This window comes from Rothia halotolerans, assembly GCF_004136635.1.
Taxonomy (GTDB): Bacteria; Actinomycetota; Actinomycetes; order Actinomycetales; family Micrococcaceae; genus Rothia; species Rothia halotolerans.
In genome coordinates, this window is sequence record NZ_NOIU01000001.1 from 850856 (window position 1) to 863868 (window position 13013).

Consider the following 13013-nt stretch of genomic DNA (forward strand, 5'->3'; position numbering starts at 1 on the left):
ACGCTATCAACGTCTGACTCTTGGAAGGCGAAACAAATATCTATGGGAGCGTCAGTCGTACTGACGCCGGTTCTCCGCGTAGGCGTCGTTGAGGAGGCCTAAGGCCTTCTCCTCATCGCCTTCGGCCAGAACGTGGGCGAACCACCGGTACTTCCGGGCGACTTCTTCGGCGGACCCGTCCATCACCAGCCGGCCCTGTTCGAGCCAGATGGCCCGACTGCACAGTTCTTCGATGGTCTGGGCGGCGTGGCTGACGAGGAAGATGGTCCCGGCGTCGTCGAGGGCATCATTCATCGCCCGGCGGGATCTGTCGGAGAAGGCGGCGTCTCCGGTCGAGAGGGCCTCATCGACCAGCAGGATCTCCGGATGGGCGGCCCTGGAGATGGCGAAGCGGAGACGGGCGCCCATCCCCGACGAATACGAGTTCATCGGCCGCTGTATAGCGTCTCCCAAGCCGGCCAGCTCCTCGATGCCGGGTCGGGCATCCTCCACCTGTTCAGGTGACATTCCCATCGCCAAGCACCCGAGCGTGATGTTCTCGGCACCGGTCATCTCACCGATGAGGGCAGCGCTGATCCCGATGAGCGTCGGGGTGGAACGGGCGTAGACGGTCCCGGAGGTCGCGGGCTCGACCCCCGCGATCACCCGCAGTAATGAGCTCTTGCCCGAGCCGTTGCGGCCGACCAATCCGACGAACTCGCCCCGTGAGACGCTGAAGCTGACGTCCTTGACGGCCTGCACCTGCGTCCGCGAGCCTCTGCGGAGGCCCGAGAGCAGCCCGCCAGAGGGAGAGCTCGTCTTCGACTGATAGGTCAAGGAGACCGAGTCCACCAGCACACTCGTCTCCTTGCCCAGAAGCTCACTCCCGGCCATAGCGTTCCTCCGACCTCCAGAAGAATAGGAACCCGACGACTGTCAGGCCGAGACCCCACAGCGCAACGGTCAACCACTGGTCCCAGGAGGGGACGGTGTGGTCCAGCAGCAGAGACCGGTACATGGACAGCAGAATGAACAGCGGGTTGTTGGTGATCACGACATAGGCGGCAGGGTGATGCGCGAGGATTCGCTCGATCGGGAAGATCACGCCGGATCCGTACATCAGGATCCTGCTGAAGAAGCCGACGCCGAAGGAGATGTCCGGCAGGCTCACCGCCAGCCGCGAGACGATGAACACCACGCCCAGATTGATCAGCGACTGGAGCAGGATGAGGGGGAAGACGAGCAGCCACGAAAGGCTCGGGAACTCATGCGGCGGGATGATCATCAGCATCACGAAGACCGCCACGATGATCGGTCCGGCGGTGAGCAGCTCGCGTAGCGACATCGAGATCGCGAGGCTCGCTCGTGGGAAGCTGAAAGCCCGGATCATGGAGCGATTGGAATGGATCAGATTGGCCGACTGCCCGAGGGCGCCGGTCGTGAGCCTGAACATCAGCACGCCGACGATGACGTAACCCGGATAGTTATCGATGCCCCGGTCGACCTGAAGCACCAGGCCGAAGATGACGTAGAAGAACGCCGCATCCAGGATCGGTTTGCCCACCAGCCAGAACGTGCCGAGCCGATGCTTGCTGTTCTTGGTCAGCACCCGCGAGCGCGCGTCGAACCACAGGAAGTGACGACGTCGCCAGATATCCCGGATATAGGCCCCGATCGAGGGGCGGGTGCCCACCGCCTTGAGCTCTCCGGCCGCGATGAGATCCCGGAACGGCTCCCGCTCCGCGAGGGCGCTGTCGTCCCAGGGACCGGCCGGGCTCGCCCGGCGCTCGGTCTCAGTGCTCACTTCATCATTCCTCACCGGTTCACGGCCTCCGACGCCAGCCGGGCGTAGAGGTTCTCGAGGATCTCGGCGTTGGCGGCCCAGGTCCTGGTCCGCGCGAACTCCCTTCCGGCACGGCCCAGCCGCGCCCGATCCTCCGCCGCTCGCAGCCTCCTCAGCCCGCGGGCCAGATCTTCGGCGTCCTCCGGACGGAACAGCGCCCCGCGCGGGGCGGCGTCGGGTCCGGCGTCCACCAGCTCGCGCAGCGGCGGAAGGTCGCTGAGCAGAACCGGCGTTCCCGCCGCCATCGCCTCGATGGGCTTGAGCGGGGTGACGGAACGGCACACCTCGGTGTCCCTGCGGGGTACGCAGAAGACATCCAAGGCGCGGTGATAGCTTACCGCCTGGTCCGCCGCGACTCGGCCCGTGAAGATGACCGCGGGGGCAATTCCCAGCTCGACCGCCAGCGCCCTGAGGGCGGGCTCGGCCGCGCCGGAGCCCACCAGCAGGACCCGGACGTCCTCGCCCTCGGCCCTCAGCAGGGCGACGGCGCGCAGCAGGGTGTCGAAGCCCTCGTAGCCCACCAGCGAAGAGACCGAGCCGATCCAGAGGCCCTCCTCCGCCAGACCGAGCTCGCGTCGCGCGGCCGCCGGGGCGGGCTCCCGCTCGAAGAACCGCTCCGCGACGGCGTTGGGCAGCACCGTGATGCGCTCCCGGGGGATCCCGCGGCCCACCAGCGCATCCCGCATGACCCCGGAGAGCGTGACCACGTGGTCGGCGAGGCCCATCATGCGGGTCTCCTGCTCCCGCAGCGCGCGGAAGCGCTCGCTGGCCCGGGCGGCGTCGTGATCCGGCTGCCCGGAGGCCCAGGTCTCCTCCAGCAGGCCGCGAACCTCGTAGACCCACGGCAGCCGCAGGCCGCGGGCCAGCGCCTCGGTCATCAGGGCGTTGGTGTAGTTGGTGGTGCAGTGCAGGACCCGGGGCCGGATCCGCTCGGCGAGCGCGGCCATCATGCGGGTCTGCTGCTCCAGGCGGGAGGGCAGGTCGGGGCCGGGGCGAATGGTGAGGGCGCGGCGGTAGCGGACGGCGTCGATCTCCTGGACGTCCTCGCCCCAGGGGATGCCGACCAGCACGGGGTAGCCCAGCCGGGTCACGACGTCGACGCCGACCCCGCGCGCGGCGAGCGCGCTCAGCAGGCGGTGGCTGCGCAGCGTGTAGCCGGACTGGGTGTGGGGCAGCGAGTTGGTGAGCACGTGGAGCGCGCGCATCGCCGGATGTTGGGAGCCGGGCTCAGCCGACGGCAGCGGGTTGCCCGTGGCGGGAAGCGCGAAGTCGGCGCGCATCGTGGCGGCCTCGCCCTCGAGCCGGCGCAGGAGGCCGCGAGTGCCAGACCGGCTCGATGCGGAGCCGCCGGCCTCTCCCCTGTCTCCCGAGAGGGCCTCCAGCGCCTCAGAGATCCTCCCCGCCTTCCACAGGGCGCGGGCGCGGGTGGCGGCCGGGAGGAGGGAGAGGTCCTGGTCCACGCCGCCGACCACCAGCGCGACCTCGGCGGCCAAACGGCGCCCGACGCCGCCGGAACGCCCCTCGAGGGCCCGGCGGCACAGCTCGCGCGCCCGGTCCTCCCGCCCGCCGAGGTACGCGGCCAGCGCCCGCGCGCCGTCCACAGGGACAGCGCCGATCCCGGCGCCGAGGGCCCGCGAGAGGCGCCGCGGAACCCGCCGGGACCCCTGCACCACGAGGTGGACGGGGTCGTCGACGGCGTGCTGGGTCAGGGTCCGCCCCATCAGCACCAGGTTGCGGAGGAGACTACGAGGCATCGCGGTACTCGCCCTCCTCGCGGGCGTCGGGTTCCCTGGAACCGTTCCCTGCGCCGGTGGGCCCTCCGGTGGCGGCCGGGCGCCCGGCCTCCCCCTCGGCGGGATCCGGCCCGGCAGCGCGGTGCTCCGAGGCCCGGGGGCCCTCGGTGCTCCCGCGGAGCTCGGGCGGCAGGGCCCGGGCGCGCCGGCCCTCGCGGTGCGCGGCCTCCAGCAGGCGGAGGTAGAGGGAGCTCAGGTCCTTGATGTCGGTGTGGGCGGCCGCCCAGCGCCTGCCGGCGCCGCCGTGGTCCAGCAGGGACCGGTCCGCGGCCACCTCCATCCAGTGTCTGGCCAGCGCCTTCGCATCCCCCGGCGCGGCGACGAAGCCGGCCCGGGCGTCCCGGATGATCTCCGCCGACTCCCCGGCGACCAGGGCGGAGACGTGCCGGTTGGTCGCGAGGAGCTCGTACAGCTTGGAGGGCACGGTCCAGCGGAAGGGCGCCCAGTCGCGCAGGGAGACCGCCACGGTGTCCGCCCACCGGTAGTGCTCGCCGACCTCCCGGTGGGGCACCGGATCGAGGAAGGTGATGGTGGCCAGGGACTCGCGGGCGCGCTCCTGGAGCGCCTCCCGCTCCGCGCCCGCGCCGACGAAGCGGAGCTGGACGTGCACGCCCCCCGCGGCGGCCATCCCGGCGGCGTCGATCACCGCCGCGAGCCCCTGGCTGCGTCCCAGCGTGCCCAGGTAGAGGATCCGCAGCGTGCCGGGAGAGCGCTCCGGGGCCGACGCCGCGGCGTCGTCGCCCGGAACGGGAGCCGCAGAGCCGCGGTCCGGCCCGGAAGCGGCGGGAGGGCAGCCCGGGGCTTCCCGCTGCCGCCGGAGCCCCCGGCGCTCGGCCGCCCGGTCTCCGCCGAGGTCCGGCGTCCTGGTCAGGTCCGCGCCGTTGCGGATCACCGTCACGGCCTCGACGCCGCGGGCGGTCAGCACCCCGGCGAAGCGCGCGCTGGTGGTCACCACCTGGTGGGAGCCCAGCTGGAGGCGGGTCACCAGCCGGTGCGTGAGCCCGCGGAGCAGGCCGGTGATCCCCTTGCCGGGCGCGATGCCGGGGGTGAAGGTCACCAAGTCCGGCCAGGCGTCGCGCATCTCCACCACCAGGGGCACCCGCAGGATCCGAGCGGCCACGTGCCCCACGAACAGGGAGGTCAGCGCCGGGACGGTGGTGATGACGACGTCGAACCTGCTGCCCGCCCGCGGCATGCCGACGACGAGGCTCTGGAGGCTGACGAAGGCGTGGTCGAGGGTGCGGGTGAGCACGTCCCTGCCGTGGGGCAGGAAGGGCATGCGGATCACGGTCTCGCCGAACTCGCCGGTCTCCCGCCGGTAGGGCCGCGTCCCTGCCCGCATGTCCGCGGTGAGGTCCGGATGCGGATAGTGCGGCATGGAGGTGAGCACGGTGACCTCGTGCCCGAGGGCACGCCACTCCCCCACCAGAGAGGACCACCGCCGCTGCGGGGCTCCGATCTCGGGAGCGTAGTAGTGGGAGATGAGGAGGATCCTCACGCGGGCCGTCGCCGACCCGGGATCGGCGCCTCCATGGTGTGTTCCACTGCGAATATTCCTCATGCGATGGGGGCGAGGTGCCGCGCTGCAGGGGCTCGGCAACCGTGCGAGTTGTGCGGGAGCTGATGGGTGACCGGCTGGGACGCCGCCTTCCGCAGTCTAAGCAAAAAGCGCCTCACGTGCAGGTATTTCTCAGATTACCTAGCCACGCCATTTATCATCATCCGACTTTCGATGCCAGATTGTGACACCGCCCGTTCTTCCGGTGTCACGATGACGCCCCGTCTTCCCCGTCCCCGCCGGCGGGCCTATCCTGGCCATGAGCCGCCGGACCGCGTCCGGCGTCCTCACGCATGTACCCGCCACGGACGCAAAGGACCAGCATGAGCGTCACCCCCGAGCCAGGCTCGCCGATCAGCGAGATCTTCAAGGAGGCCTTCGGCCACCATCCGGCCGGGGTCGCCATCATCACCGCGGACAGCGAGGAGGGGCCGGTGGGGCTGACGGCGTCGTCGGTCACCTCGATCTCCGCCTCCCCCGCGATCCTGGGCTTCTCCCTGGCGGCGCAGCGCGGATCCGCCGCCCACGTGGCGGAGGCCGAGACCTTCCTCGTCCACCTGCTCGACGCGGAGAACGTGGAGCTCGCCAAGACCTTCGCGACCCACGGCTCCTCGCGCTTCGACGACTCGATGGGCTGGGAGGCCCTGCCCACCGGGGAGCCCCTGCTGACCGACGTGCGCCGCGTGCTGCGCTGCCGCCCGCTCACCAAGGCGCAGGCCGGCCCGGCCCTGGTCTTCACGGCCGAGGTCCTGGAGGCGACCCGTCACGACCTCTCCGGCACGCCGCTGGTCTACCATCACCGCACCTTCCACTCCCTCGGGGAGAACACCTACGTCATCTGAAGCCTCCGGGCCGCCCCGCGGGCTCACCCGGGTGAGATGCCGACCAGGGCGTTTGCACTCCGTACCCTCTTCCGCTACCCACGCTGTCCCGAGCCGGGACAACTGAGGTGAAAGTCCCATTTTCCCTCACGTCATAAAGCTTCATAAAGGTTGGTGGGATGGGGGTTGGAAGTAGCGTGAGAGTGGCGGGTTGTCGTGAGGGCCTGCGGGTTTGCTCGATGCAGATGATGGTCGATCCCCCCATAGTGACCACATTTTTCCGACTCTCCTGTTGACCTTTCCCCCAAATAGGCATAGGCCGCACGGCAACCCGCTCTTTCATGCCCTCGCGCAGGTGCGCGGCAGGCGACGGGGATTAGGCTGAGTCATATGGCTCAGAACGCGAACGCATCCCAGCACACGCCCGCTTCCCTCCCCTGGACCGAGAAGCTGATCCGCATCCCCACCGTCAGCTACGAGTCCAACCTGGAGCTGATCGAGGTCCTCGAGGCCGAGTTCTCCCGCCACGGCGTCGAGAGCCACCGGAGCTACTCCGAGGACGGCACGCGCGCCAACCTCTTCGCCACCGTCCCGGCCGCTGACGGCGGTACCGACGGCGGCGTGGTGATCTCCGGGCACACCGACGTCGTGCCCGTGGAGGGCCAGCCGTGGGAGACCGACCCCTTCGAACCGGTGGTCAAGGACGGCAGGCTCTACGGGCGCGGATCCGCGGACATGAAGGCCTACATCGGGGCCGCGATGTGGCTGCTGCCCCGGATCGCGGAGGCCGAGCTGGCCGAGCCCATCCACTTCGCCTTCTCCTACGACGAGGAGCCCGGCTGCCTCGGCGCGCCGCGGATGATCGAGGAGTTCGGTGCCCGCGGGATCCGCCCCGAGCACTGCGTGGTCGGCGAGCCCTCGCTCATGAACGTGATCCAGGCGCACAAGTCGCCACAGCGCGGCCGCGTGACCTTCCGCGGCGTCCCCAAGCACTCCTCGATGGCCGTGCACGGCGTCAACGCGGTGCACTACGCCGGGGAGTTCATCCACTTCTACAAGGGTCTCGCCGACGATTGGCGCGATCAGGGCCCCTACGACGAGGGCTTCGCGATCCCCCACACCACCGGCGGCGTGAACTTCGTCCGCGGCGGGATCGCCTACAACATCGTGGCCGAGGAGTGCGTGCTCGAGTACGACTTCCGGGCGATCGCCGCGACGCCGCCGCACAAGATCCGCGCCCGGATCGAGCGGTTCCTCTTCGAGGAGCTGGAGCCCGCCATGAAGCGGGAGGCCGAGCTGGTGCGCGGCCTCGGCGGGGCGGACGAGAAGGCGCTCGACGCCGTCGGCATCTCCCTGGAGATCCTGGCCGACGTCCCCGGCCTGAACACCTCCGACGACGACCCGGCGATCGCACTGGGCGAGGAGCTCGGCGGCCACCGCGGCGGCCCCGGTCCCGACGGCGCCCCGCTGCCCTCGCGCGTTCCCTACGGCACCGAGGGCGGCCAGTTCCAGGGCGCCGACCTGCACACGATCGTGTGCGGCCCCGGCGACATCGCCCAGGCGCACACCGCCAACGAGTGGATCGAGCTGTCCCAGATCGAGGCGTGCGAGGAGTTCCTCACGGCGCTGCTGGAGCGGGCGAAGGCGTAGGGGGCGAGGCCGGCCGGCGAGGACTCTGCGGGTCCCCGGCCGGCGCCTCGGCATCCGGCTACAGCTCCGTGGTCCCGCTGCCGCCCTCGGGGCGCTGGCCGGTGACCTTGGACTTGACCAGCTCGGCGATCGAGGCGACCTTGCCGCCCGGCTGGCCCCAGAACTGCGCCGAGTCGCCGATCACGCGGATCAGGCCCAGGTTCGGGTCGTCCTTGCCGCCGTCGAACCACTTGGAGACGCCGTCGTTCCACAGCTCGTCGATCTTGGAGCGGTCCTCCTCGAAGACCGCGCGCCCCGAGACCGAGAGCCATGAGCCGGCCTCCGTGAAGGCGAGGTTGACCTCCGGGTTGGTGCGCAGCTCGTCCGCCTGCTCGCCCTGCAGGCCGATGAAGAAGCGCACGTCGGCGTCGTCGGTGACCTCCTGGGGCGCCATCGGGTGGGAGTGCAGCTTGCCGTCGTGGGAGATGCACGTGAGCATCGCGAGGCCCTCGCCCCGCATGATCTCGACGACCTTCTCCTGTGTCAGCTCCGTCATGGTTCCTCCTCGTGGTCGGGATTGTCTGTGACGCCAGTCAACCCGACGGCGCGGCGGAGGGGAACGCCTTCGGCTCTCGGCGAGATATGTGGTCGTCAGAGGATTCGTTCACGGACGCTCAGGCCACGAGATGCGGAACCCTCATCGACCCGCCACATCCTCCGCGAACATCTCACTGGGATGGAGATCGAATTCTGGAAGGTGGTACTCCTGGCCATCGACCCGCAGATGCAGCACTCCCATCTCAGAGTGCTCCTCAACGGTACGAGGCTGTCCTGCCGAAAGGGCGATCGAACCCCGGAATTCGTGACCGCCATCCCTGCTCGCGACGACCTGCGACGTCGGCACAACCTTCCCGCTCGCAGGAGAGTTCAGGGCGGACGGCCATTTCGATTTCGTGTTCCCCTGAATGATCTTCACATCCGCGTCATATAAATATTTCAAGTTGAGGGAGGCCCCGGCTCGGCTGAGCATGTACTCATTCGACCCCATCGCTTCGATCGCCACGTCCTGATGGAGGTTGAACCTTTCAAACCAGCGTTCATCCGAACGGTCGGATCGCCCATGATCTCGAATCAAAGTCAAACCTTCAGCGGGAAGATAGTACACGGTACGTCGCAGGATCGCACCTTCATAACCCGCGTTATAACCAGAGGCAACGGTGAACGATTTCGAATCGAGGAAATGGTCGGTGGCTATCTTTCGGGTTATTTTATTATCAGGCGTCTTGATGTAACCACGATTGAGGGAGAAGGAGGAGTGCGCCTTGCTGGAGACCACGTATCGCCGAAATTTGTTGTTCCCGTAATTATATTTTCCGGCATCGACAAAAAAGTCGACACCGCCGCTTGACAGGATGACGCTCAAATCATCGGAATGCTTGTGGGCAGTCTGCGAAAATCCGGATATGAAGGCCAGGTAAAACCCGCTGTCCTTGTGCTTCATGACGCTTGTCCCCGAGAGCTCGTCATGGAAGTTGCCCCAGAGGATTCGAGGTGACGATATGCCGCTCGAGCTGTCACCCAGGGCTGGAAGCTTCCGATCGGGCTTCGCGATAATCGCCGGATACCGATCGATATTGTCCAAGGACTCGACTATATCGCCGCCGAGCGTGGCCCCGTTTTCGCCGAGATACTCCTCTAGCGACCGGAACATCCCCGAGACCATCCGATGATATTCGGGGGAGTTCTCCTGGTGAACCCCACGTGGGCTGAAAGTCTGCCAGAAAATCGACCGAACCCGCCCGAGACCATTGAGCACGTAGCTCTCGTTTCCCAAAACGAATCCGGAGCAGATCAAGGCCCAGTCAACCATGATGCCATGGTTATTCATGCGGTGGTTCTCATCGAGCATGAGCAACTCGGCGTGCTGGCGGATCGACTGCGCAATTCGCTCTTCGTCGATCGCCACTTCCGCCAACCGGCACACGTACGCATAGTAGATCAAGGTACGCACGCGCGACGCAATGGCGTGATCATACCAAGTCATCGCCACTGAATTACCGTCATCAACATATTCGAGCCAACTGAAAACAAGCTCAGTCGCCTTATCCACGAATTCAACATCCCCTGAACGCTGATACTCGTTCAGCAGCTCGTTAACAACACGCAGGTTCTGCAAATATAGTTGATAGGTTGTCGTCAGACCCGGCTCTTCGTGCCCCCAATCGAATGACTCGCCGAACTCCACTTGGGGGTATCCGGGGAACGGGATAATAAAACCATCCATTGCTTTCTTGGCAACGGGCCCTGTATGGCGGCTCGTCTCGACCGACGGTGAAACCGTCTGCTCCGTCAGATTCGGGAACAGGTCATCCATGTCGCACCTTTCAGATCTTTCAGGCCAGCGATACAGGATAATACCTAGCCTCGAGAGGGAAGAATTATTTTTAGGTTGTCACAGCCTATCAGACTTAGCATCACTGGATACGCAAATTGTCAACGGGCCAGTGGGGATGTGGGTCGTCTGAAACCAGGGTCATATGAGGGCTTGCAGGCTGAGGAGAGGAACGGGACGACGAATGTGGGCGGAGCGCCTCTAGCGCTTACCGGCAGTCATCAACGGGAGTGAAGCGGCGCCTGCTGGGTGCGGCCCCACACTGCTCAGCATGTCGAAGCAGAGGGGCAGCACGCGATCGAGGTCATGAGACGTGCCGGTCAGATGATCGGCAGGACCTCGCGCAGGGCACGGACGGCACCCTCCGGGTCCGCCGCCTCGGTGATCGCCCGCACGACGACGACGCGGCCCGCCCCGGCGTCGACCACCGGGCCGACGGTCTCGGCGTCCACCCCGCCGATCGCGAAGAACGGCTTGCCGGCCGTCGTCGTCGAGCCCTTGTCCGTGGTGGGGCCCATGCCGCCGACCTCGCCGTGCACCATGACCCCGCGCGCGGTCACCTGCGCCGCGAAGGCGGGCAGGTCCAGGCCGACGGCCGCGCGGCCCGGCTTGGTGGGGGTCTCCCAGACGGGCCCGGTGCAGAAGTAGTCGGTCTCCGGGTCCTGCGCCGCGACGCTGACCTGGTCGCGGTCGTGGCAGGAGCGGCCCAGCACCACGTCGGGTCCCAGCAGCTGCCTGGCCTGGGCGGAGGTCAGGTCGGTCTGGCCGACGTGGAACACGTCCGCTCCCGCCAGCAGCGCGACGTCGGCCCGGTCGTTGGCCGCGAAGAGCCCGCCGTGGCGCCTCGCCGCCTCGCCCAGCAATCGCAGCGCCTCGAGCTCCGCCTGCACCGAGACCTTCTTGTCCCGGACCTGGACGATGTCGACGCCGCCGCGGAAGCAGGCCTCGAAGAACCGTTCCAGCGCCTCGGCGTCGAGCACCTCCACGGTCTCCCCGTCCGAGGGATCGAGGAGGTACCGCTGCAGGTCGGTGCAGAGGTACAGGCGCGCCTCCTGCAGCCGACGACGGCGCCACGCCCCGTCGCGGGCGGGGAGAGGGGAGGCCTCCTCCGGGGCTCCGAGTGACTGTTCGGCGCTGGAGGCGAGTGGCTGCTCGTCGTACGGCTGCTGGCCGGATGATGGAGTCATGGTGCCCACAGTAGATCACGCGCGCTTCAAGAGGGTGATGCATCCCACGCCCATTCTTCCGTACACTGGGGAGCACACGTGGGAGTCCGGGCAGGCCGGGCTGAGAGGGCGAAGCCGCCGACCATCAGAACTCGATGCGGGTCATGCCGCCGTGAGGAGATGAATTCAGTGCATATCGCCGTGGTGGGCGCCGGGATCGTCGGCGTGCAGACCGCGTGGCAGCTGCGCCGGCGCGGCCACCGGGTCGTCGTCGTCAGCCCGGACGTCGGGGAGGGGGCCAGCTGGGCCGCGGCCGGGATGCTCGCCCCGGTCAGCGAGGTGCAGTTCGGCCAGGAGCGCCTCTACCCCTTGATGATGCGCGCGCGGGAGGAGTACCCCGCCCTGATCGAGGACCTCGAGCGCGCGACGACGCGCCCGCACGGCTACCGGGAGAACGGGATGGTGCTGCTGGGCTGGGACGCCGCGGACCGGCGCGCCCTGGACGACCGCGCGGCGGTCCAGCGCGGCCACGGCATGGAGGTCCGCGAGCTGACCGGCCGCGGGCTGCGCCGCGCCGAGCCCGCCCTGAACCCCCGTCTGGCAGGCGGATACGCGGCACCGGAGGACCAGCAGGTGGACCCTCGGCTGCTGATCGGGGCGCTGACCGACGCGCTCGGCCGCGAGCTCGACCCGGCTGCGTTCCCCGAGGCGGGACCGCCCGCCGAGTGGGTGCGCGGGAAGGTCACCCGGATCGACGCCGAGGGCGAGCGGTGGAGGCTCACGGTCTCCGCCGGCGGTGACGAGCCGCCGCCTCGGGGCGACGAGTCGTCACCCCCAGGTGACGAGTCGACGCTGGCCGGTGACGAGTCGTCACCCACCGGCGACGACTCGTCGCTCACCGCCGACCGCGTCCTGGTCGCGGCCGGCCTCTCCCACGGCGAGATCGCCGGCGTCACCGAGCGGCTCCCCCTCGACCTGCGCCCCGTCCACGGCGACGTCCTGCGCCTGCGGCTCACCCCCGGCCAGCTGCTGCCCGGGGAGGCCCACCTGATCGGCGCCACCGTCCGGGCGACCGTGCGCGGCCGCCAGGTCTACCTCGTGCCGCGCGAGGACGGCGGCCTGGTCGTCGGCGCGAGCGTGCGGGAGGACGGCCTGGCCGGCGTCAGCGCCGGCGGGGTCCAGGAGCTGCTGGACGACGCCGTCGCCGTCCTCCCCGCCGTCAAGGACATGGAGCTCGTGGAAATGACCGCCCGCGCCCGCCCCGGCACGCCGGACGACGTCCCCTGCCTCGGCCGCGTTCCGGGTGCCGAGGGCGTGGTGGTCTCCACCGGGTACTCCCGGCACGGGATCCTCCTCGCCCCGCTCGGCGCGCGCCTGGCCGCCGAGCTGCTCACCGACCACCCCCTCGGGGACCGCGACGCCGCGCTGCTGGCCGGCATGGACCCCGCCCGCTTCACCTCGGCCCAGGCCGCACCCTCGACCCCCTCCCTGGAAGGAGCCCCCGCATGATCACCGTGTCCGTCAACGGGAAAACCGTGGAATTACAAGAAGACGCGACCATCGTGGACGCCGTCGCCAGCACCCTCGAGCGCGAGCTCACGCCCGAGGGCAGGCCCGCCGACGGCGGCCGGCTCGGCGTAGCCGTCTCCCTCGCCGACGCCGTGGTGCCGCGCAGCGCCTGGCAGAGCACCGTGCTCGCGCCCGGCGCCGAGCTCGAGCTCGTCACGGCGGTGCAGGGCGGCTGATCGCCCCTGCAGCACCGCCGCCACCGGCTCACTCACCGCCCGCCCGCTCGCCGCCACCACCTGGCCGCACCCCGGCCCCACCGCCAC

At 68.9% G+C, this 13013-nt stretch carries 11 protein-coding genes; 4 read left to right on the forward strand and 7 right to left on the reverse strand.

The window, feature by feature from the left end; genetic code table 11:
- Nucleotides 1-51: 51 nt before the first annotated feature.
- From EWV39_RS03900 to EWV39_RS03915, 4 genes are read right to left on the reverse strand one after another with little or no spacing between them, the layout of a single operon-like run.
- Complete coding sequence (locus EWV39_RS03900; RefSeq protein WP_129656945.1) at nt 52-873, reverse strand: ABC transporter ATP-binding protein; 822 nt, start codon at nt 871-873, stop codon at nt 52-54.
- Nucleotides 860-1783, reverse strand: a complete 924-nt coding sequence (locus tag EWV39_RS03905) for an ABC transporter permease (RefSeq protein WP_165313127.1) — start codon at nt 1781-1783, stop codon at nt 860-862. The genes EWV39_RS03900 and EWV39_RS03905 overlap by 14 nt, the downstream gene beginning before the upstream one ends.
- A gap of 11 nt (nt 1784-1794) precedes the next feature.
- Nucleotides 1795-3576, reverse strand: a complete 1782-nt coding sequence (locus tag EWV39_RS03910) for a glycosyltransferase family 4 protein (protein WP_129656947.1) — start codon at nt 3574-3576, stop codon at nt 1795-1797.
- Nucleotides 3566-5113: a glycosyltransferase family 4 protein gene (locus tag EWV39_RS03915; protein ID WP_129656948.1), complete on the reverse strand. Its 1548-nt coding sequence runs from the start codon at nt 5111-5113 to the stop codon at nt 3566-3568. Before EWV39_RS03915 ends, EWV39_RS03910 begins: the two co-directional genes overlap by 11 nt.
- A gap of 383 nt (nt 5114-5496) precedes the next feature.
- On the opposite strand from EWV39_RS03915, the gene EWV39_RS03920 reads away from it, so the two are divergent.
- Together EWV39_RS03920 and argE are read left to right on the forward strand one after the other, a co-directional pair.
- Entirely contained in the window at nt 5497-6015 is a 519-nt protein-coding gene (locus EWV39_RS03920; RefSeq protein WP_129656949.1) for a flavin reductase family protein, read from the forward strand.
- 369 nt (nt 6016-6384) lie between these two features.
- On the forward strand, nt 6385-7644 hold the full coding sequence (gene argE, locus EWV39_RS03925) for an acetylornithine deacetylase (RefSeq protein WP_129656950.1): 1260 nt from the start codon (nt 6385-6387) through the stop codon (nt 7642-7644).
- Nucleotides 7645-7702: 58 nt separating this feature from the next.
- Here the strand turns inward: argE and EWV39_RS03930 are convergent, their stop codons facing one another.
- The 3 genes from EWV39_RS03930 to thiE all read right to left on the reverse strand — a co-directional run bounded on the left by EWV39_RS03930 (nt 7703) and on the right by thiE (nt 11202).
- Entirely contained in the window at nt 7703-8179 is a 477-nt protein-coding gene (locus tag EWV39_RS03930) for a pyridoxamine 5'-phosphate oxidase family protein (protein ID WP_129656951.1), read from the reverse strand.
- 141 nt (nt 8180-8320) lie between these two features.
- Entirely contained in the window at nt 8321-9997 is a 1677-nt protein-coding gene (locus EWV39_RS03935; RefSeq protein WP_129656952.1) for a heparinase II/III domain-containing protein, read from the reverse strand.
- 338 nt (nt 9998-10335) lie between these two features.
- Nucleotides 10336-11202 carry a thiamine phosphate synthase gene (gene thiE / locus EWV39_RS03940; protein WP_129656953.1) on the reverse strand — a complete coding sequence of 289 codons (867 nt, stop codon included), beginning with the start codon at nt 11200-11202 and terminating at the stop codon, nt 10336-10338.
- Between the two features lie 159 nt (nt 11203-11361).
- Between thiE and EWV39_RS03945 the strand changes: the two genes are divergently transcribed.
- Together EWV39_RS03945 and thiS are read left to right on the forward strand one after the other, a co-directional pair.
- The gene (locus tag EWV39_RS03945; protein ID WP_238148010.1) at nt 11362-12690 is read left to right on the forward strand and encodes an FAD-dependent oxidoreductase; all 1329 of its coding nucleotides are present in this window, start codon (nt 11362-11364) and stop codon (nt 12688-12690) included.
- Nucleotides 12687-12926 (forward strand): sulfur carrier protein ThiS, encoded by a 240-nt coding sequence (thiS, locus tag EWV39_RS03950; RefSeq protein ID WP_129656955.1) that lies wholly within the window; start codon nt 12687-12689, stop codon nt 12924-12926. The genes EWV39_RS03945 and thiS overlap by 4 nt, the downstream gene beginning before the upstream one ends.
- Nucleotides 12927-13013: the final 87 nt, after the last annotated feature.